Origin of the sequence: Bremerella sp. TYQ1, from assembly GCF_020150455.1 — a bacterium.
Lineage (GTDB): Bacteria > Planctomycetota > Planctomycetia > Pirellulales > Pirellulaceae > Bremerella > Bremerella volcania_A.
Genome location: NZ_CP083740.1, coordinates 1,548,885 through 1,567,158 on the forward strand (window position 1 = coordinate 1,548,885; position 18,274 = coordinate 1,567,158).

Genomic DNA, 18,274 nt, shown 5'->3' on the forward strand with positions numbered 1-18,274 from the left:
CTTATTTCCATTCAGCCAAGACAGTAGCAACCTCTGGTTCACTTCGAAGATCGAGGATCAATTGATTTCCATATTCAGCGTAAATAGGCCGATAAAACATCTTCTCGCCATCAAAGGAAGGAGTGCGAATGTATCGTATGTCCACATTCTTTTCAGGCATTTCACCCCCATCGAATTCGGTGACACGACATGTCACACCTACGACTCGATCGTGATGGCTTCGATGATGCTTAATGTCGTCCATCAGCATGTCCTGCAACTCTGGGTTACTGGCTTTTGCAATGGATTCAATGTCGTTGCGAAGACGACTAGATACCTCAAATACCACGCCAATCCATGGACCTCCTGTCATTTGATCCGGCATATGGCCAAATTTATCGAGTGGAGGATTATCGTCTGCTGCACTGCCGAGAATCAAAAGCGTACCAATGCCGATGGCTGCTACGGCAATAAGAGAGATAGCTACGATCCAAAGAATGGCTGGCGAAGTGTTACGTGGTGGCGGACGCATGGTATTTCAACAGTTTGGCTTGGTCGAAGATCAAAAGTACACCTCGTCGGGCATACCGTGGTTTTCCCACTCGCCATTTCTAAGCACTTGGAACTGGCCCCATTCAAGCCAGTCTTTGCCATCGTTGTACGTGTACTCAACGTAACGAACGGTCGCGATAGCGATGCCATAATACCTCGCGATGAACTCACAAGTCTTTTTGAGTTCGTCGATATCGTCCGTTTCTTCTGGAAGGTAATCGATGAATGGCTTGCCGCCTTCGTCGGGACCCTTGATTGGAATCGTCTGGACGTGACCCGCATAAACAAATGGTGCCATGCCTTCCCCTTTGGAAAAAATGCCGGGGGCAATTCTGGTGTGCTTACGTCAATTACGTTTCGACGCAGGCGCCCCCGGCAAGGAAAGATGATAGCCAACCGAGGGGGATGAAGCGAGCAAAAAAAGATGACGAAACACCCGAAACTAACGAAGACCGAAGTCGATCGGATTTTAAAGCTGCTGGATGAAGGCCAGACGAAGACCGAGGTAGCTGGCCAATTCGGTATCAGCCAAACAGCGGTTAACTCAATCTTGGATGGCCGGCACCCGTTGTCGCCGTACCACGAGAAGAAGACTGAATCCGCCAGCAAGTATCAGCGGTGTCCATCGTGTGGGGCGAAGGTGTTGGCGCCGTGCATGTATTGCGCGATGACGCGAGGTGAACGGATTGAAGAGTTTCCCAAGGTGGTAATTGCTGGTGATGGGCGTGGGTATGGGCGATCGATGGAGGGCTATCTGGAAGAAACTTCCAGATGGAAAAGCCAAAACGTCTCGTCGAACGCAACGGCACCGTCTACGAGCAAGATGCAACATACAGACAGGCAAGATGGCCATCTGTTCATTTGGACAGATACGCAGAATCGTACTGTAAATGTTTACAGATAGACCTATCTGCGGAAAATCCGCAGATAGCATCTGTGTGATTCACACAGATAGAAACACCCTAAACCTATTGACGCGAACGACCTGGAAAGCGATTATGAATGTTCCTGATTTGGCCCGATTGAGCGTAAGAACTCACCGGAACCAACCATTATCTCACATTTCGGGAAAAACTATGTTTGTAGGAAACTACAAAGGGCAACAGCCCGAGCCTTCGTGCGTCCGTTCATTATCTGTGATCCATCATTGGGTGGGGAGAGAAGGCGACGCGCCCTTGAGTGAGATCAAGGGTTCTTACCCGGGGGTTCGGGCTGTTGCCGTATCAGCACCAAAAAAGTCTAGGGCAACTCTGGCAATAAGCTAGTGTTGCCTTTTCTTTTTCGAAGTGCTGAATGGAGCAATCAAGATGATTCGAGCTACGAAGGATTCCACGAAGCTACACAAGCTTGCCACAACCTCTGACAAGTGGGAGGAAGAGTTTCCCAGGGTTCAGCTGGTGCCAGGGCTGGAAGGCTATCTAGATGCCCGCAGCTGGCTATCTGGAAGCGACATCGATGACGAGGACGACGAGATCATTCCCAACACCCAGGGACATGTTCATTCGTTCCACTATGAGTTCAAGAACGATGAGCACGGCTATCTTCACGTCTGGATATGTGACCTAGATGGCCCACCACTTACTGAGGCCGTTTCCGCGTTCCAGAGGATCGTTTCAGAACTGAACGAAATGATCGAGCAGCTAATCAACTTGCCTGCCGAAAATTACCCCTATCCGCCCAAGGGATGGGACAATGATGCGATTGCCAAGAACATGGAAGCTTGGCACGAAGCAACCTCTGGCACCTGTCGAAACTTTCGCTATATCTGCGAGGGAATCAGCACGTCGGAGCGACCAAAGGATTACGCTGTCGACAAGGCTGGTAGTCCAATCGATGACACGCGTGGTCATGTCCACGAAGTAACCATGACGATTCCCGAGGTCGACATGCACTACTATCGTGCGTCTTTCGACGATCGGAATGGATCAATGGAGGACCAGACCGCCAATCACCTTCGCGGCATGATTCAAGCTCTTGAATCGAAGCTGGCTGAAGTCGAAGCGGCAAAGCTACAACCAACCTCGTCCCGCACGTGAGGGCCGAGTTTAGATAGCCACGATGGCAGCATGATGCTGGGGCATGAGGCCCTGTTTTTTGAACTCAACAAGCTCCCAAGCGATACTGGGAGCTTTTTAGAATCAATCGGGGGAACCCAGCCATGCCAACTCAAATCAAAGTCGAAGGCGTCATTGAGTGCGGGAAGTGTTACCGTCTTACAGAGTTCATGCGCATCGCAAACATGGGGCAAAAGGCCCTAAGAGAAGCAAAAGAGAAGGGGCTCACGGTCATTTATGTTGGCCGTGTTGGCTGGGTCACTGGCGATTCATTTCATGCGTTTCTAGGACGACTCGGAGACGAGCAATCCAAGAGCAAAAACAACTGAATGCTAAAACTCGTGAGAAGGGCTACAAAGTGGAAGACGAATCAAAACGTATCGCGCCAATTGAACGCCTGCTACTTCGCAAAGAAGAACTGGCAAAATCACTTGGGATTTCCGCACGCACTATTCAAGAGTGGGAGCGTGATTTCGGGTTACCAACTGTTCGGATTGGATCAAGTGTTCGATACAGCCCCAAGCAAGTTCAGAAATGGATTGATCGACTGCACGAACAGGAACGCGACGCCATTGATTCAACCGCTGAAATAAAGGAGTGAATCACTAACCACAACAGCCCTCGCATAACGCTTGGGCTTTTCACGCGAGCATGGCAGGCAATTAGGAGTTCCACCAAATCACCAAAGAGACCACCAGCAATGCCAGCATGGCTACTAGCTGTATAGTTTCTTGGATTCTGCGAGGCAGTATGCTCCATAGCATTACGGTTTCCCTCGCAAGCAATCGTGTCATGATAGTAAGTGTTTTACCAATTTCGTCTCTAATCATCCTTGATGACTCCGGTTGCAGGGGAATGATTTCTAACCTATTCGAAGTTTCGACCAAGCTGATTTATTAAAGCCACATAAAATCAGGAAAGGGACCGCGAACGTGGAAGACATCAAGGTACTGATCACTAAGCGTGAAGGCCGACCATTCTGGATGGCCTACTACGTGGATCCCATCACAGGAAAACAGAAGTTCCGATCGACTAAGACCACCAGCAAAAGAGATGCTGACAAGTTCGCCGGCAAGTGGGAGGATGAGCTTCGCAGTGGTCGCTATAAGGCTCCTTCGAAGATCACGTGGGAAGAATTCACCGACCGCTTTTTGCTCGAGCACTGCGCCGGCTTGGCACCAGCCACGTCCACAAAGTACCAAGGCGCATTCAATCGCTTTCAAACCATCACAGGCATTGTCAGTCTACGCGATGCTACGACTGAGTTGATAAGCGAATTCCAGACGAAAGTGCGTGAGAGCGGCACCAGCGAGGCGACACTGGCTTGCTACCTTCGACATTTAAAGTCGGCTCTGCGATGGGGCGTCGGCATGGGCATGATTCACCAGCAGCCGAAAATCAAAATGCCCAAGCGAGTGAAGGGCGCCAGCATCATGAAGGGCCGACCGATCAGCGGCGAAGAGTTCGACCGGATGGTTGCCAAGGTGCCGAAGGTTTGCGGGGTAGATGTTGCGACCGATTGGGAAAATCTACTTCGCGGTCTATGGCTATCTGGTCTGCGAATCAGTGAAGCCCTCAATCTTTACTGGGAAGGCGATAAAGGGATTGTCGTTCTCCTAGACCTAAAACGCCCCATGCTGATGATCCCCGCCGAAGCAGAGAAGGGCTACAAGGACCGCCTATTGCCCATCACGCCCGATTTCGTGGAGTTTCTACAGAAGACGCCAGAAAGCCAACGGCGTGGTCGCGTGTTTCCGCTTCGTCGACGTGACAACGTTCCTATGACATGCGTCTTTGGAATCGGAAAACGGATCAGCGAGATTGGCGAGGCGGCAGGGGTGAAGGTGAAGGACACCGGAAAGGTCCGCACGCTGGAAGATGGAACCGAAGAACCTATCGTAAAGTACGCCAGCGCTCATGACCTACGTCGATCATTTGGACATCGATGGTCCCGTAAAGTCATGCCAGCCGTGCTCCAAGCCCTGATGCGTCACGAGAGCATTAACACCACGATGATGTTCTATGTTGGGCAGGAAGCCGAGAGTGTAGCCGACGCTGTATGGGAAGCGGCAAGAATGAACGATTCTATGAACGCTAGCCCAGATGGAACGAATTCCGGCGACAGCGAGACACCGGAAAACGTTTCCAAATAAGGGGTTATGAGTAGGCCAGGCAGGACTTGAACCCGCGACCAAGGGATTATGAGTCCCCTGCTCTAACCAACTGAGCTACTGGCCCTTACGTGCTTTGACACGCGAGTTTTTAGTGTATCTTCACCTGCCGCTTCCTTCTAGTCCGGGGGATGGGTACCTTTCACACTTCTGGCTTACGGTTTAACCTCTTAGAGCTAGACAGGTTTGCTTTCGGAAAGGTGATGGGAAATGGCCAATTTTTCGGATCGGCTTCGTGACGGGATTGTTCGGACTGCTGCTCCAGTTGTTGTAGGTTTGGATCCGCGATTCGAATCGCTTCCCCAGGCATTACTGGGCGATCATCGTGGAACACATGATCCTAAGGTCAAAGCTGGCCTGTACTTGGTCTTCTGTCGTGAAATCATCGATGCCGTTTGCGAACATGTGCCGGCAGTGAAGCCTCAGTCCGCGTTTTTCGAGGAACTTGGGCCTGCTGGCATGATTGTATTGGCCGAGGTCATTCAATATGCCCGCGAAAAAGGCCTCTTAGTTATTCTCGACGCGAAGCGAAACGATATTGGATCGACCGCAACCGCTTACGCGAAAGGGATGCTGGGGGCTAACAGTCCTTGGCAAGCCGATTGCTTGACGATCAGTCCTTACTTGGGAGACGACAGCCTGACTCCCTTTGTTGATACTGCTACGCAAAACGATGCCGGTCTGTTTTGCCTGGTGAAAACCTCCAATCCTGGCGGCAAGATGCTGCAAGACTTAGTCGTCGACGATCAACCAATTTATCGTCACGTCGGCGCCTACGTAGAAGGATTGGCGAAGCAAACGATCGGCGAATGTGGGCTCGGAGCAGTCGGCGCGGTCGTAGGTGCGACCTATCCAGAACAGTTGGCCGAACTTCGCCAAGCGATGCCGAGCACCTGGTTCCTCGTTCCTGGCTATGGCAGCCAAGGGGGTGGGGCGAAGGATGTCGCAGGAGGGTTTAACGACGCCGGCCTAGGTTCGATCGTAAATAATTCTCGCGGTATCATCTTCGCTTATTCGCGTGAGCCGTTTGCATCGAAGTACGAACCATCGCAGTGGCAACGCGCCGTCGAAGATGCGACGCTCGAGATGATTGCTGATCTGCAAGCCGAGACCACTGCTGGAAAGCTGAAAGCGTAATTCCTTATGTTCCGGCATGCGTCTAATAGCGGCATGCGAATTGCTGTACTCTGAATGACTCCCCAGGCAATCGCCTCGTCAAAAGAGACAAAACAGCATGGAAACCGCCAAAACGCAGATCGACGCTGAAATGCGCGACCGGCTTCAATCGCCGGACCAAATCGAAAGCTCACCTCGCTTGAAGGCCTGGGGCTTTCGGGCCGCGTGGGTCCTTGGAATCGCGTCACTTTTGCTGATCGCGTATTGGCAGCTAGGTGAATATGTCTCGTTGGAATATCTCGCCAGTCAGGAAGCCAATCTGCGCTCGTTTCAGTCAGATCATCCCTACGTGGTCTACAGTATTGTTTTCATCATTTACACCCTGGCATTCGCGATCGGGATTCCACTCGGTGCCGCAATGACAATCATTGTCGGCTGGTGTTTTGATTTCGTGCCGGCTTTGGTACTAGCCAGCTTTGGCTCAACAGCCGGTGGGGCTTTGGCATTCCTAAACAGCCGCTACTTCCTGCGATCCCGGATGAAGTCGTGGCTTAGTGGCACGCTTAAAAAGTTTGATGCGGAACTTCGGCAGAACGCCGCGTTTTACCTTTTCATCTCCCGGTTGATCCCGCAGATTCCCTTTATCCTGGTCAACTTGGTGATGGGATTATCACCGATCAGCCTGAAAACGTTTTGGTGGGTCAGCCAACTCAGCATGCTGCCGGCACTGATTATCTTTGTTTGGATTGGCCAATCGCTGCCTAATTTGCAGAAGGTCGTCGACGAGGGGATCTCGTCCGTTCTTTCCTGGCAGTTGATGGTTGGGATAGCCGCGATGGGTGTGATTCCACTGCTGATTCGCCTGGGACTCAATTATTACCAATCGCTTGGAAAATCTGCCGATGCTGAAACGGCTTGCTAACGCCGTTTCATTCGGGAAATACCGCAGGAAGAGCAGGGCCCCTTTGACAAATTTGTATTCGGGGTGTAGGCTTACGCGTTTTCCCAAACTGCCTTAGAGCGACCCTCGCAAGGGGAAATTCAGCAACCTGGTCAGGCCTTAATTGGAGCAGCCATACCTGGAGGACTTTTGTGCGAGGGTCACTCCAAGGCAGTCGGGAAAAGCGATGAGGAAACTGCTTTCGAGCAACCCTCGCGAGGCGAAGTTTGGTTACCTGGTCAAGGCCTTAATTGGAGCAGCCAAAACTTTGCAACGCTTGTGCGTGGGTTGCTTGAAGGCAGTTGCTCGACGCGACAGGGCCGACCGAATCAACCACTGCCACGGTTGATTCCCGCCGAAAGGTGCGTCAAACTGCATCGAATGATTCGTTTTAAGATGCCCTGGCACTTGCGAGACCGCACTTCTTTCTGTCGGATTCTCGCCTCATTTCCTTTGCCGGTTTAGAGGGATCGTGGCTGAGCAAAATACTCCTCCCGATTATCTGGTCGTCGCGCGTCGATATCGGCCGCAGTCGTTCGAAGAACTTGTCGGCCAACAACGTGTTGCCACGGCATTAGGTAATGCGATTTCTCGGAACCGCGTCGGGCATGCGTACCTGTTTACAGGGGCTCGGGGTGTCGGCAAGACTTCCTCGGCACGAATCTTTGCCAAGGCACTTAACTGTGTTAAAGGGCCAACATCGAGTCCATGTAACGAGTGCGAGATCTGCCTAAGCGTGACCGCTGGCGAGGATGTCGACGTACTGGAAATCGATGGTGCATCGAACCGCGGTATCGAAGAAATTCGCCAACTCCGTGCGAACATCAATGTTCGGCCGAGTCGCGCTCGCTTCAAGATCTACATCATTGACGAAGTGCACATGTTCACCAAGGAAGCGTTCAATGCGCTGCTGAAAACCTTGGAAGAACCGCCCGATCATGCGAAGTTTATCTTCTGCACGACGGACCCGGAACGCATTCCGATCACTGTCCTTTCGCGCTGCCAACGTTTTGATTTTGGTGGGATTCTACCTGAGGATATCGTTGGTCGGCTTCGACACATCGTTGACACGGAAAACGTCCCTGCCGACGAGGAAGCGCTAAAGCTGATCGCACGTCGTGCCAACGGTTCGATGCGTGACAGCCAATCCCTTTTAGAACAGATCCTCGCGTTCGGCGATTCCGAGATCACAGTTGAATCGGTCCATCGCCTCCTTGGGACGGCAGACAATCAAAAGATTGTCGACTTGGCTGCCCAAGTTCTTTCGTCGGATGCCGCCAATGCGCTCGCGACGGTTCATTCGGTGTTTACCGAAGGGGTTGATCCTGGCCAGTTGCTGGAACAACTCTTGCGACTTTTCCGCGATCTCATGGTCCTAGGCTCAGGCGGCTCTGTTGATCTGCTGCAGACAATTTCGCCCGGCTCCATCGATGAAGCCAAGGGGCTCGCCTCTCAAGCAGGCTTATCGAAACTGTTAGCAGCCGTTCAATGCTTGGACGAAACACTCGTTCGACTTCACCGTAGCACGTACGGCCAAGTTCTCGCCGAAGCCGCGGTCGTTCGCTTGTGTCAGTTGGACGACTTGGAAAGCCTCGGCTCGTTGATTGCTACGCTGAAGGAAGGGGGCGTTCCCGCCAAAACGCCTTCGGCCACGCCTCGGCCAGCACCGCCTCAAAAAAAAACGCCTGAACCAACCGTAGAAGCTCCTACGGCACCTCCGACGATTCCGATTCGCCCTGCGGAAAAGCCGCCTGCACAAACGGTTCCAGAACCGCCAACGGCGGCTGAAAATCGACCAACGACTACGTCGCTCTCTCCCCCCAAACTGGCAATAACTGAGAAAAATGTTCAATCAGTATGGAAAAAAATCGTCGAAGAGCTGCCAGGGCTTATTGGCGATTATGCCCGGCAAGGCCACGGCATAGCAATTTCTGGGCCAAAACGACTAGTCGTTGATTTTTTCTCGACGTATAATTCGGCTGTCGAAGCTTTACGACGTCCTCGGAGTCAGGAAATCCTAGAGAAGGCTTTCCAGGACCTCTGCGGAGACAGCTATACAATCGAGTTTCGCGTTCTCGATGCCCCTAGTGGCAGCCGAAATGCAGATGCTCATATGTCTCCCGAGCGTTCGGCCCAAGAAGGGCGTCTACGAGCTCGACAACTTGCCGAACAAGACCCATTCGTTCAGAAGGCGATGGACATGTTCGACGCCGAAGTAACTGGCGTTCGCGACCAAGACGCGGGCTAATAATTTTCGCGTTGGCACGAATTTCGCATGTAAGGGAGGGTTCATCCTGACCTACACTTTGCCATGGTTAGGTGCCGTATTGCCATTTGTGGCGATGCCTTGCGAGTTTCCTCAGGTTAGCAGTCGCTGATTGGGGGTCAGGCACTTGGTAACTCGTGTTTGTCGAACAAAGAAGGAGAGATGTCCGTGTTCAAAAATCTTGGCAACATTGCCGGCATGATGCAGCAAGCTCAACAAGTCGGGCAAGAGATGAAAGCGATGCAGGAAGAACTCCGCAACAAACGTGTGGAAGGAACTGCAGGCGCCGGCTTAGTAAAAGCGGTTTGCACCGGACATGGCGAGCTGGTCAGCATCACCATTGATCCCCAGTTGATCACCGATGGCGATAAAGACCTGATCGAAGAGTTGATCCCTCAAGCGGTCAACGATGCTCAAGCCAAAGGTAAGCAGCTTCATCAGGAAATGATGCAGTCGGTTACTAGCGGGTTGAACGTACCAGGGCTCGACCAGGCACTAAGCCAGTTTGGCCAGTAGATAATTCAGGGCAGGATTTGCCCACAGGAAATACAAAGCGGAAGGAGCGAAGTGAATGGCGCAGCTGACTGAATCTGTAGTTCGTTTGATCGACCAGTTATCCAAGCTGCCAGGCATCGGCCGTAAAAGTGCCGAGCGTGTTGCCTATCATATCCTCCGCGTTCCTACCGACGAAGCGATGGGACTTTCGGATGCAATTCGGGACGTCAAACAAAACGTTCGCTATTGCAGCCAGTGTTTCAATTTGTCGGAAGGGGAACTCTGCACGATCTGCCAAGACCCGCAACGCGATGCTTCGCTGCTGTGCGTTGTGGAACAGCCCCGCGATTTGATTGCCTTGGAACAGTCAGGCGTTTTCCCTGGCGTGTACCACGTTTTGCTCGGCCGGATTGCACCTCTGGAAGGTGTCGGCCCCGACCAGCTAACGATCGACGCACTTGTATCGCGCGTTACTAAAGGTGAGATACGTGAGGTGGTCATGGCGACAAATCCAACCACCGAAGGAGACGGAACGGCACTGCACATTTCAAGCTTGCTGTCCGAGTTCCCAGTTAAGTTGACACGATTGGCTCGAGGCGTGACCGCCGGAAGCGTCCTCGAATTCGCCAACAAAGAAGTGCTTGCCGATGCCATGACCGGCCGCCAGGCACTTTAAAACCGGATCCGTCGGGTCCACCCAACACCGGCAAACCACTTCCCAACAGCTATCGGAATCATTCCCATGAGAATGTCCTTCGGTCTTGAACAGAAAATGGTCCAGAAGCAGGTTCTGGCTCCACGGATGATTCAATCCATGGAGATCCTGCAACTGCCAGTTCTGGCCCTTCAAGAGAAGATCGAGCAGGAGATGAACGAGAATCCGATGCTCGAAGTCCAAGAGCAGGATGGTAGCGATACCGAAGATTCTCCACGAGAAGAGCCAGATGCTCCTGCCGATTCAGAGCAAGAGTTCGTCGTTGAAGATGGCAAAGATAACGCCGACGACTTCGAACGCTTGTTGGAAATGGATCAGCAGTATCCCGACACCTTCGATGAACGGCCCCAGCGATCGTCGGGCCAAATGGAAGAAGACGCCGAGCGCCGTATGGATGCTTTGGCGAACGTCCAATCGCGCCCTGAAACTTTGCAAGACCACCTGGAACACCAGTTGGCTGAACTGTCGATCGAACCGATCGTTCGTGAATGGGCCGAGCGGATCATCTCGGCACTCGACTCCAATGGCTATCTCACGACAAGCCTCGAAGACTTATTGCCGGCCGACGCCGACGACGAATTGAAAGACATCGCCCAAGAAGCACTTCATGTCGTTCAATCGTTGGAACCTGCCGGCGTTGGTGCGCGGGATCTGCGTGAATGCCTGCTGTTACAAATCGATCCATCGCGTATGTTCTTTGACGAACTCCGTACGTTGATCATGAATCACCTGGAAGACCTTCGTGACAATCGACTTCCACAGATTCAGAAAGCGACCGGCTTTTCGATCGAGCGGATTCAAGCGGCGTGGAGCGAGATGCGCCGCCTCGATCCTAAACCAGGTTCGATCTACAACGATGCTCATGTCGCCAATGTCATTCCTGACTTGATGCTGGATATCGACGAAGATGGGAAGTACATCGTTCAAGCCGAAGACCGAGACATTCCGCAGTTGCGAATCAGCAACTACTACCGCGAACGCCTTTCCAGCCCGACGGCTACTCGGGAAGAAAAGGAGTTCATCAAGCGTAAACTTAACGCAGCTCAGTGGCTGATCGATGCTATTGTCCAGCGTCAAAACACGCTTAGCCGTGTTGCTCAAGCCATTGTCGACTATCAGAAAGAATTTATCGACAACGGCCCTGAGTACATCACGCCTTTGAAGATGCAACAGATTGCCGACCAAGTGGGTGTGCACGTCACAACGGTCAGTCGTGCCGTGGACGACAAGTACATTCAGACCCCGCGTGGTATCTTCCCCCTTAAAGCGTTTTTCGCTGGCGGTACCGTCAACGAAGCTGGCGAGGAAGTGACGTGGGATCAGATTCGATTACGTCTACAGGAAGTGATCGATAACGAAGACAAAGCAAAGCCACTTTCCGACGACGATCTGGTCAAGAAGCTGAAAGACAATGGCTTGAACGTGGCCCGTCGTACGGTGACGAAGTATCGCAAAAAGATGGGCATTCCAAGTTCTCGCCAGCGCCGTGACTGGTCGAAGAAATAGGTTTTTGCTCTAGCCGACATCCGTCGATCCAACTTGCCCTCGCGTTTCAACGCGAGGGTTTTTCATGCGCTACAGATACCGGGTCGATCCGATTGTAGGGCCTATGCTTAGCGGTCCGATTGCATCGCTCGAAACGGTTGTTCGACATCCCGACAAAGCACTTATCTGATCCCCCTCAAGAGTACGATGCCATGAACAACGACAATTCGCGTTGTACTCGCTAGCACGGCAATCCCGCTAGCACGAGTCGTCGCGGTTTTTCCTGTTGCGATGGCTGCCGCTACGGAAGCAATCGCGAGCTCGATTCGTTTTCCACGTCGCTCATAGAGCGCGTCCAAGCACGCCATTTGGTTGCGGTTGCCGAAAGGAATCAGACATGAAATTGCGCCACATCCTTGTCGCGGGGGTTACATGGATTTGTGCGACGTGGAGCATTACAGCTCAGGCGGACGAAGTCTTCCGTCCTCTGTACATGGCTCAGGCGAGTGGCGTTCAGCCTATCTCGTTTGAGAATCTCGACAACTTAAGCGACACATCACTCTCGAATGCTTCGACCGAATATCCAGCCGCAGCGCCCGGCTATAGTTATGCCACTTGTCGATCGGGTTGGCGGGTCGGGGTGGAAGCGACGTTTCTCGCGCCGATGGGTGGCAATCAACTCAGCTACAGCTTTGTCGATGTTCCGAACGGTACGACTGAGAGTTTCTCAACCGACGCAAATGGGATCGATGGACTTGTTCCAGCGCCTCGTTTGTGGATGAGTTACGTCTGTGACAACGGCTGGGGAGTTCAGTTCCGCTACTGGGAGCTCAACACCAGCTCGAACTACAACAACCCGTTCATTCCATTTTCAGCTCCGTCGGTTTTCAGCGGTGACACGTTCGGTTTTACTTCAGGAACGAACTTGGAGATGTACGCTCTCGATTTAGAGCTCGTCAAAGAGTTTTGCTTCTACGACTGGAACATGGTCGGAACGTTTGGCTATCGCCATGCACTACGCGATACCAACGAGGCGATCAGTTTCCAAAGCCTCGTTCAGCGACCAGCTGGATCTGGTGGTGGAACTGCTTTCTTTACGGGAGCCACGTCAGGTATCGCTGTCTTCGAAGGAGACGGCCTGACGTTTTCGCTATCTGGCTATCGCTGCTCGAATTGCTGCTACGGATTGCAGTGGTTCTGGAATGCACGTACCTCGGTACTGTTTGGCGACACCTACGCAGGTGCATTGGCACACGCACAGCTGTTAAGCCCTGCCGGAGATGCAACGGAAACGACCGGGGGCCTTGCCGGGGCATCCGATTCACTTTGGATCGCCGAGTTCCAAGTGGGTGCTCAGTGGAGCACTCAGCTGAAGTGCATTCCTGGTCGCTTCTTCGCTCGAGGCGCCTTCGAGTATCAGCACTGGGGTGAAATGGGAGGTGCCGCAGGTGCCACGGCAACCGTTGGCGAATTGAACGTTGGCGAATTGACGGTGAATTCGCTCGCTCCATCCGATTCGCTGGATCTGGTTGGTTTTGCAATTTCGACCGGTATCGTTTGGTAGTTCCCGTTCTCAGAAGTCTCAGTCCCACGCCAAGATCGCTTCCTGAAGGATCGATAGGATGACGCGACAACAAATTACATGCGAATGCCTACGCTGGTTCGTACGCGGAACAGTTACCGCGATGCTTGCTGGTCTGGCAATCTTGGCAATCCCAAGTCAAACCGCACAGGCGCAGTGGCCAGATCAACCGTCGCCGGTATGGCAAGCAGACGAACCGTTGTTCGTCGCGTCGCACTTCGAAGATCCTTCCCTTACTTGGCAGTATGGTTCAGAAACGATCATGCCGGTATCGGCTTTGCAAGAGCCTGGCCCATTACCTCCGCCACTGCCCGAAATCCCAAGGACCGGCAAAGTCGAACTGGTCGATCCTCCGGTCCGCGACGATCAGGAATATGGTGAAGAACTGGAAGACTTCAACATCCAGTTCCTCCGCACAGCAAGCGTGCTGTTGCAGCCCGGCCAATGGCAAATGGACCTCGGTCTGGTTTATGCCAAAGACGATTACGACTTCCCAATTACACTGAATCCATCCGGCGTAGCACGTGCTGACATTCGTCGTCGATCGCTCTTCGTTCCTTTCGCCCTACGGTATGGGTTAACCGACAGGATTCAACTTTCCGGGAGCCTCCCCATTGGCTGGTCACATCAGGAAGTCTCTTCGCTGGGACTCTTCGATGAAACCAACTCAAGCGGCGGTATCGGTGACTTGGAGCTTGGCGTAAACCTTCTCTGTCGAGAAGGCTGTTACGGTTACTCTCCCGACGTCATCCTCAGTTTCGGTCTGACCGCGCCAACTGGCGACGCCGAATACTTGGTCGACGGCATCTCGCAAGCGACGCTTTCCAACGGTGTTTGGGCTCCTTCCGCACAGCTCCTTTTCATTCAGCGGTACGATCCCATTATTTACTTTTATGGGGTCGGTTATCGCTATCAGGCCAAGCGGCAGTTTGGTGACATCGATGTGCGATACGGGCATCAGTTCACTTACAACTTTGGTGTCGGCTTCGCGGTGAATGATCGGATTACGCTAAGCACTGCATTCCTGGGGCTTTATCAAACCGAAACCGAAGTCGATGGGTTGGGCGTGCCTGGTTCGATGCGAGAATTGATGCGTCTTCGCTTTGCAGCGACCACTTACCGCTGCGAACGCATTATCGAACCATTTGCAGAAATTGGCATGACCGATGATGCTGCTGACGCCGTCGTTGGCATCGTGTGGACGCTTTAAAGAGAACTGGGAGCCAATTCCTTGAACCAGCTCACGCTCTCCAAATCGATCGTTCTGGCAATCACCCTACTCGGGCCAGCATTGCTGACCAGTACGGCGTGGGCTCAATTGGGTCCTCCGGTTCGTAACGCCGAAAGAACGATCCAAGCGCACGCACGATCTTGGAAAGCCATACGCGATCAAAACATCGTTAAGCAGCAGCGTGACTACTCTTGCGGAGCGGCTGCTCTGGCAACAATCTGCCGCTATTACTGGGGCGACCCCGTCACGGAAAACCAGGTTCTCAACGTCGTACAGAAGAACTTGAAACGGGATGAACTGAAAGAACGATTCGAAAACGGTCTGGCGATTTCTGACCTTCGTTTGGCTGCCGTTAAGCTTGGTTACCTTTCCACGATTGGGAGGCTAAGCATGGAGGAACTTCAAAAAGTCAAAATCCCCATCATTGTCGCCATTCGCCTGGAAGAAACGAATCACTTTGTCGTCGTTCGTGGTCTCGCGAACGGCTGGGTATTTCTGGCCGATCCTGCCCGAGGCAATCTGAGAATTCCACAATTTGAATTCGAGCGGATCTGGATCGAAAACGCCGTACTTGCGGTTGTCCAAAAAGGAAAAGCGACGTCCGATGTCTCTCGGCTTGGCGTCACCAACGAAGAAATGTCTCGTGGCTGGGTCGACGATCAGATCATCCGAACGTTTCCTGAAAAAACGTTCCGCATGCCGACCCCAGGCTTCCCTTAACGGTCGTTCCATCATTTCAGAAATAAAAAAAGCCGCGTCGCGAATTGCGATGCGGCTTTTTTATTGCCTGAGTGAATCAGTCGCTTAGCGTCCAGCGAACGACCACGAGCTACCCACAGCGTAGGTACCAAAGTCGATCGAGTTGCCACCAAGGACGCGGCCATTACGACCAAAGACAGTGTTGGTGATCGTGAAACCGGTTTGGCTGCTATTGCCACCGGCAGCGAAGTCACGACCACGACCGAAATCGCCAGCGGCGTATCCGGTGGTCTGCGTCGAACGCAGGAAGTTCGATTGGCCATAGCCAAAAGCGATCGCGAACGTACCACGAACCTTCTTGCCTTCTTCGTCACTCATCGAATCGAGTCCACCCAGACCGATCGAAGCGAGCGTCGCTTGGTCGATGTTTCCAGCGGGCTCAGCGGCTCGCGATTCCGATACCAAAGCGAAGGAAGCCAAAGCAACTGCGAACAGACATGCAAACGTTTTCATTGAAATTCTCCAACACGAACTGACCGGGCAGTTTCAGGCACGACCTCACCAGTTGAGATCCCCCCTGAGTGACTGAAAAATACTGCATCAGTCCCGATTGTAATTACGGTGCTGGATATATCGATGGATAAAAATGTACGAATTACTCAGATTTTAGGGGTTAGATACCCCATCATCTCTACGGCATTTTCAGCCATACGTGGAAGCGAGAAATCCACGCAAGACAAACCATAAGCCCAGACAAAATAAACACTTACGCATACATGCGAAGCTTTGCCAGGGATTCAGAGATACTCGACGGGCTGAAGAGAGCACGTGCCGAGTCGTTTTCCCGGAACTAAATTGTTCCGATCAACCCATCCTAATCACACGATCTGGAATGGGAATGCTTAATTCACTTTTGCTACGACGAAAGTAAGATCATCGTCTTGCGAATTGGCCCCACGATAGCCGACAAGGGCCTGACGGATGGCCTGGCTGATCTCTTCCGAACTCTTGGAAGCGTTCTCCCGAATCAGTTCCTGAAGGCGTTCTTTGCCAAACTGATCGCCGGCCTCGTTCATCGTCTCTTCCAAACCATCGGTGGTGGCCAAGATAACGGTTCCGGTTCGGATACCAGGCTGCCAATATTCCGAATAACTTTCCCCTTCGACCAATCCCAGTGGCAGTCCGCCGCCATCCATTTCAGGGAATTTGTCTTCGACGGGGTCGTAGATGATCGGTGCCCCGTGACCTGCGGAAGCCCAACGTAGATTATCTTTCTGAGCGGAAACGGTCACCATCAACATGGTCATGAATCGCTCGCCGTTGGTATCGACGACAAGCATATCGTTCAAATGATTCAAGAAGTCCGCCAGCGAACCCGGCACGGCACATCGACTCCTTAGAATCCCTCGAGCCGTGGCCATCAGCAGTGCTGCTGCCACTCCATGCCCCATGACATCGCCAATTACGAGAACCGCCGTATCTTCGTCGGTGCCGGTGACGTCGAGAAAGTCGTAGTAATCGCCGCCGGTCTCGTCGCAATAGGTGCTGTGACCTGCGATGTCGAGCCCTTTGATGCTTGGCGAATCGGACGGCAACAGATTCCGTTGCACTTCCATCGCCAGCGAAAGAGACTTCTGCATTCGCAAGCGGTCCTGTAAGCCTTCCGCCATCGTATTGATCTCGGAGGCAAGATGCGTGTATTCCGGCGCGTGCTGGATATGCAGGCGAGTTTCGAGATCACCTTGACCGATGCGACGAACCGAATCGACAATTCGGGTCAGGGGATCGACAAGCCACCGGGCTGCTAAAAAACCGAGCCCTACGGCAAAGAGAACGGCCAGGAAGCTGATGAGCCAACTGCGTGTGAACTCGGCTTGAATGTCACCAACAAAGTCCTTTTCGGGAACAATCGTCAGCAGCTTCCACTTCAACCCAACTTCGGTGCCCACATCGGAAGCGTGCAGATAATACGTTTCGCCGCTCAAGTCGATATGCGTGTTCGATTCATCCACATAGCTATCGCTGTTCACGTAATTGCCAGCAGCGACTACCAAGGGATTGTCTGACGACGTCGCCAAAAGCTGGCTTCCCGCCTCAGAGATGATTTTCGTATCGTTTGAAGTCGCTAACAACTTTCCGTCAGCAGACATCAAAATGGCCATACCCGTCTTACCGATTGTCAGTTGGCCAAGGTAACTCGAGAGATCGTTCAGCGAAAAATCCGCATCGATGACCCCCATTAAATCGCGATCGGGGTAATAGAGCGGAATTCCGTACGATATCCCCAATGTCGTTTCCTGGCCCTCTCCACCTCCGACCCAAACGTACGGATCGCTCCAAGTCGGGCCCTTCGCTTCGCGAGGTGTTTGAAACCATGGGCGAGTTTCAAGGCGAAACTCAAACGCGTTGCGAGTCGATTCAATCGATTCACCGGCGCTATTGAGTTTCCACTCTTCCATCATTTCGGAAGAGGGATCGCTTTTGATGGCCCAATAGGTGCTTCCGTCGGCGTATCGGCTCACCCAAACGGTGCGACCATCGGCACTGCCCCAGGAAATGGCACTCAGCACATCGAACGCCTTCGACTCTCGAACGAATGTTGGCCGCCACGCCGCTAAGTCGTCTGGAGGAAGCTTCCGTGAAGTGACAAGCTGCTTGTTGATTTCACAAACTTGAACCGGCACCGAAAGTACATCGGCAATCTTCGTTGCGGTCGTGCGATGAATCTGATCGATATTTTGATCGGCCAGCTGGGTGACCGCTTTCTGCGACTGACGATTCCACGTCATCGACAGCCAGACACCGACGATCAATACCGGGATACCGAAGAGCAGGGGAGCGAGAACTCGAATCGGGAGGCGTGTCAGATTCACGTTGATCTCTTCCAGAGAATTGCGGCAAGCGGCTTGAGCGAATGCCTATCATAACGGATCGAGACCGACTGTTCCGCAGCGACTTCCGTTTGCCCGGAAAAACTTTGGACGCGTGG

Annotated in this window: 18 protein-coding genes, 1 tRNA gene and 1 other RNA gene; 15 read left to right on the forward strand and 5 right to left on the reverse strand. The window is 52.8% G+C overall.

Annotated elements, in window-relative coordinates; translation table 11 throughout:
- Position 1: 1 nt before the first annotated feature.
- Both LA756_RS05675 and LA756_RS05680 read right to left on the reverse strand, forming a co-directional pair.
- The gene (locus tag LA756_RS05675; RefSeq protein WP_224438910.1) at positions 2 to 511 is read right to left on the reverse strand and encodes a hypothetical protein; all 510 of its coding nucleotides are present in this window, start codon (positions 509 to 511) and stop codon (positions 2 to 4) included.
- Between the two features lie 30 nt (positions 512 to 541).
- A complete protein-coding gene (locus LA756_RS05680; protein WP_224438911.1) occupies positions 542 to 829 on the reverse strand; it encodes a hypothetical protein in 288 nt (95 codons plus the stop codon).
- Between the two features lie 126 nt (positions 830 to 955).
- Here LA756_RS05680 and LA756_RS27315 point away from each other — a divergent pair, with 126 nt between their 5' ends.
- The 5 genes from LA756_RS27315 (at position 956) to LA756_RS05705 (ending at position 4,738) form a co-directional block, all read left to right on the forward strand.
- Entirely contained in the window at positions 956 to 1,435 is a 480-nt protein-coding gene (locus LA756_RS27315; RefSeq protein ID WP_224438912.1) for a helix-turn-helix domain-containing protein, read from the forward strand.
- Positions 1,436 to 1,838: 403 nt separating this feature from the next.
- On the forward strand, positions 1,839 to 2,567 hold the full coding sequence (locus LA756_RS05690; RefSeq protein ID WP_224438913.1) for a hypothetical protein: 729 nt from the start codon (positions 1,839 to 1,841) through the stop codon (positions 2,565 to 2,567).
- A 122-nt stretch (positions 2,568 to 2,689) separates the two neighbouring features.
- Positions 2,690 to 2,914 (forward strand): hypothetical protein, encoded by a 225-nt coding sequence (locus tag LA756_RS05695; RefSeq protein WP_224438914.1) that lies wholly within the window; start codon positions 2,690 to 2,692, stop codon positions 2,912 to 2,914.
- A gap of 29 nt (positions 2,915 to 2,943) precedes the next feature.
- A complete protein-coding gene (locus LA756_RS05700; protein WP_224438915.1) occupies positions 2,944 to 3,186 on the forward strand; it encodes a helix-turn-helix domain-containing protein in 243 nt (80 codons plus the stop codon).
- Between the two features lie 331 nt (positions 3,187 to 3,517).
- Positions 3,518 to 4,738, forward strand: a complete 1,221-nt coding sequence (locus LA756_RS05705; RefSeq protein ID WP_224438916.1) for a site-specific integrase — start codon at positions 3,518 to 3,520, stop codon at positions 4,736 to 4,738.
- 11 nt (positions 4,739 to 4,749) lie between these two features.
- Here the strand turns inward: LA756_RS05705 and LA756_RS05710 are convergent.
- Positions 4,750 to 4,823: transfer RNA gene (locus LA756_RS05710), tRNA-Ile, on the reverse strand.
- Between the two features lie 143 nt (positions 4,824 to 4,966).
- On the opposite strand from LA756_RS05710, the gene pyrF reads away from it, so the two are divergent.
- The 10 genes from pyrF to LA756_RS05760 all read left to right on the forward strand — a co-directional run bounded on the left by pyrF (position 4,967) and on the right by LA756_RS05760 (position 15,306).
- A complete protein-coding gene (pyrF, locus tag LA756_RS05715; protein WP_224438917.1) occupies positions 4,967 to 5,893 on the forward strand; it encodes an orotidine-5'-phosphate decarboxylase in 927 nt (308 codons plus the stop codon).
- Positions 5,894 to 5,990: 97 nt separating this feature from the next.
- Entirely contained in the window at positions 5,991 to 6,794 is an 804-nt protein-coding gene (locus LA756_RS05720; RefSeq protein WP_224438918.1) for a TVP38/TMEM64 family protein, read from the forward strand.
- A 97-nt stretch (positions 6,795 to 6,891) separates the two neighbouring features.
- An RNA gene (gene ffs / locus LA756_RS05725) (signal recognition particle sRNA small type) lies at positions 6,892 to 6,981 on the forward strand.
- A gap of 303 nt (positions 6,982 to 7,284) precedes the next feature.
- Positions 7,285 to 9,060: a DNA polymerase III subunit gamma/tau gene (dnaX, locus tag LA756_RS05730; RefSeq protein WP_224438919.1), complete on the forward strand. Its 1,776-nt coding sequence runs from the start codon at positions 7,285 to 7,287 to the stop codon at positions 9,058 to 9,060.
- Positions 9,061 to 9,246: 186 nt separating this feature from the next.
- A complete protein-coding gene (locus LA756_RS05735) occupies positions 9,247 to 9,594 on the forward strand; it encodes a YbaB/EbfC family nucleoid-associated protein (protein WP_224438920.1) in 348 nt (115 codons plus the stop codon).
- 55 nt (positions 9,595 to 9,649) lie between these two features.
- Complete coding sequence (gene recR / locus LA756_RS05740; RefSeq protein WP_224438921.1) at positions 9,650 to 10,249, forward strand: recombination mediator RecR; 600 nt, start codon at positions 9,650 to 9,652, stop codon at positions 10,247 to 10,249.
- 66 nt (positions 10,250 to 10,315) lie between these two features.
- A complete protein-coding gene (gene rpoN, locus LA756_RS05745; RefSeq protein ID WP_224438922.1) occupies positions 10,316 to 11,794 on the forward strand; it encodes an RNA polymerase factor sigma-54 in 1,479 nt (492 codons plus the stop codon).
- Between the two features lie 376 nt (positions 11,795 to 12,170).
- Positions 12,171 to 13,337, forward strand: a complete 1,167-nt coding sequence (locus LA756_RS05750) for a hypothetical protein (protein WP_224438923.1) — start codon at positions 12,171 to 12,173, stop codon at positions 13,335 to 13,337.
- Positions 13,338 to 13,395: 58 nt separating this feature from the next.
- The gene (locus LA756_RS05755) at positions 13,396 to 14,565 is read left to right on the forward strand and encodes a transporter (protein WP_224438924.1); all 1,170 of its coding nucleotides are present in this window, start codon (positions 13,396 to 13,398) and stop codon (positions 14,563 to 14,565) included.
- Positions 14,566 to 14,586: 21 nt separating this feature from the next.
- The gene (locus tag LA756_RS05760; protein WP_224438925.1) at positions 14,587 to 15,306 is read left to right on the forward strand and encodes a C39 family peptidase; all 720 of its coding nucleotides are present in this window, start codon (positions 14,587 to 14,589) and stop codon (positions 15,304 to 15,306) included.
- A gap of 84 nt (positions 15,307 to 15,390) precedes the next feature.
- Here LA756_RS05760 and LA756_RS05765 read toward each other — a convergent pair whose 3' ends face one another.
- Together LA756_RS05765 and LA756_RS05770 are read right to left on the reverse strand one after the other, a co-directional pair.
- Positions 15,391 to 15,798: a hypothetical protein gene (locus tag LA756_RS05765; RefSeq protein WP_224438926.1), complete on the reverse strand. Its 408-nt coding sequence runs from the start codon at positions 15,796 to 15,798 to the stop codon at positions 15,391 to 15,393.
- Positions 15,799 to 16,187: 389 nt separating this feature from the next.
- The gene (locus tag LA756_RS05770) at positions 16,188 to 18,158 is read right to left on the reverse strand and encodes a SpoIIE family protein phosphatase (protein ID WP_224438927.1); all 1,971 of its coding nucleotides are present in this window, start codon (positions 18,156 to 18,158) and stop codon (positions 16,188 to 16,190) included.
- Between the last annotated feature and the right edge of the window lie 116 nt (positions 18,159 to 18,274).

Excerpts from the sequence above, each read along its gene's own strand:
- LA756_RS05675 (WP_224438910.1), bottom strand. The coding sequence starts at position 511 with ATGCGTCCGCCACCACGTAACACTTCGCCAGCCATTCTTTGGATCGTA.
- LA756_RS05680 (WP_224438911.1), bottom strand. The coding sequence starts at position 829 with ATGGCACCATTTGTTTATGCGGGTCACGTCCAGACGATTCCAATCAAG.
- LA756_RS27315 (WP_224438912.1), top strand. The coding sequence starts at position 956 with ATGACGAAACACCCGAAACTAACGAAGACCGAAGTCGATCGGATTTTA.
- LA756_RS05690 (WP_224438913.1), top strand. The coding sequence starts at position 1,839 with ATGATTCGAGCTACGAAGGATTCCACGAAGCTACACAAGCTTGCCACA.
- LA756_RS05695 (WP_224438914.1), top strand. The coding sequence starts at position 2,690 with ATGCCAACTCAAATCAAAGTCGAAGGCGTCATTGAGTGCGGGAAGTGT.
- pyrF (WP_224438917.1), top strand. The coding sequence starts at position 4,967 with ATGGCCAATTTTTCGGATCGGCTTCGTGACGGGATTGTTCGGACTGCT.
- LA756_RS05720 (WP_224438918.1), top strand. The coding sequence starts at position 5,991 with ATGGAAACCGCCAAAACGCAGATCGACGCTGAAATGCGCGACCGGCTT.
- recR (WP_224438921.1), top strand. The coding sequence starts at position 9,650 with ATGGCGCAGCTGACTGAATCTGTAGTTCGTTTGATCGACCAGTTATCC.
- rpoN (WP_224438922.1), top strand. The coding sequence starts at position 10,316 with ATGAGAATGTCCTTCGGTCTTGAACAGAAAATGGTCCAGAAGCAGGTT.
- LA756_RS05750 (WP_224438923.1), top strand. The coding sequence starts at position 12,171 with ATGAAATTGCGCCACATCCTTGTCGCGGGGGTTACATGGATTTGTGCG.
- LA756_RS05755 (WP_224438924.1), top strand. The coding sequence starts at position 13,396 with ATGACGCGACAACAAATTACATGCGAATGCCTACGCTGGTTCGTACGC.
- LA756_RS05765 (WP_224438926.1), bottom strand. The coding sequence starts at position 15,798 with ATGAAAACGTTTGCATGTCTGTTCGCAGTTGCTTTGGCTTCCTTCGCT.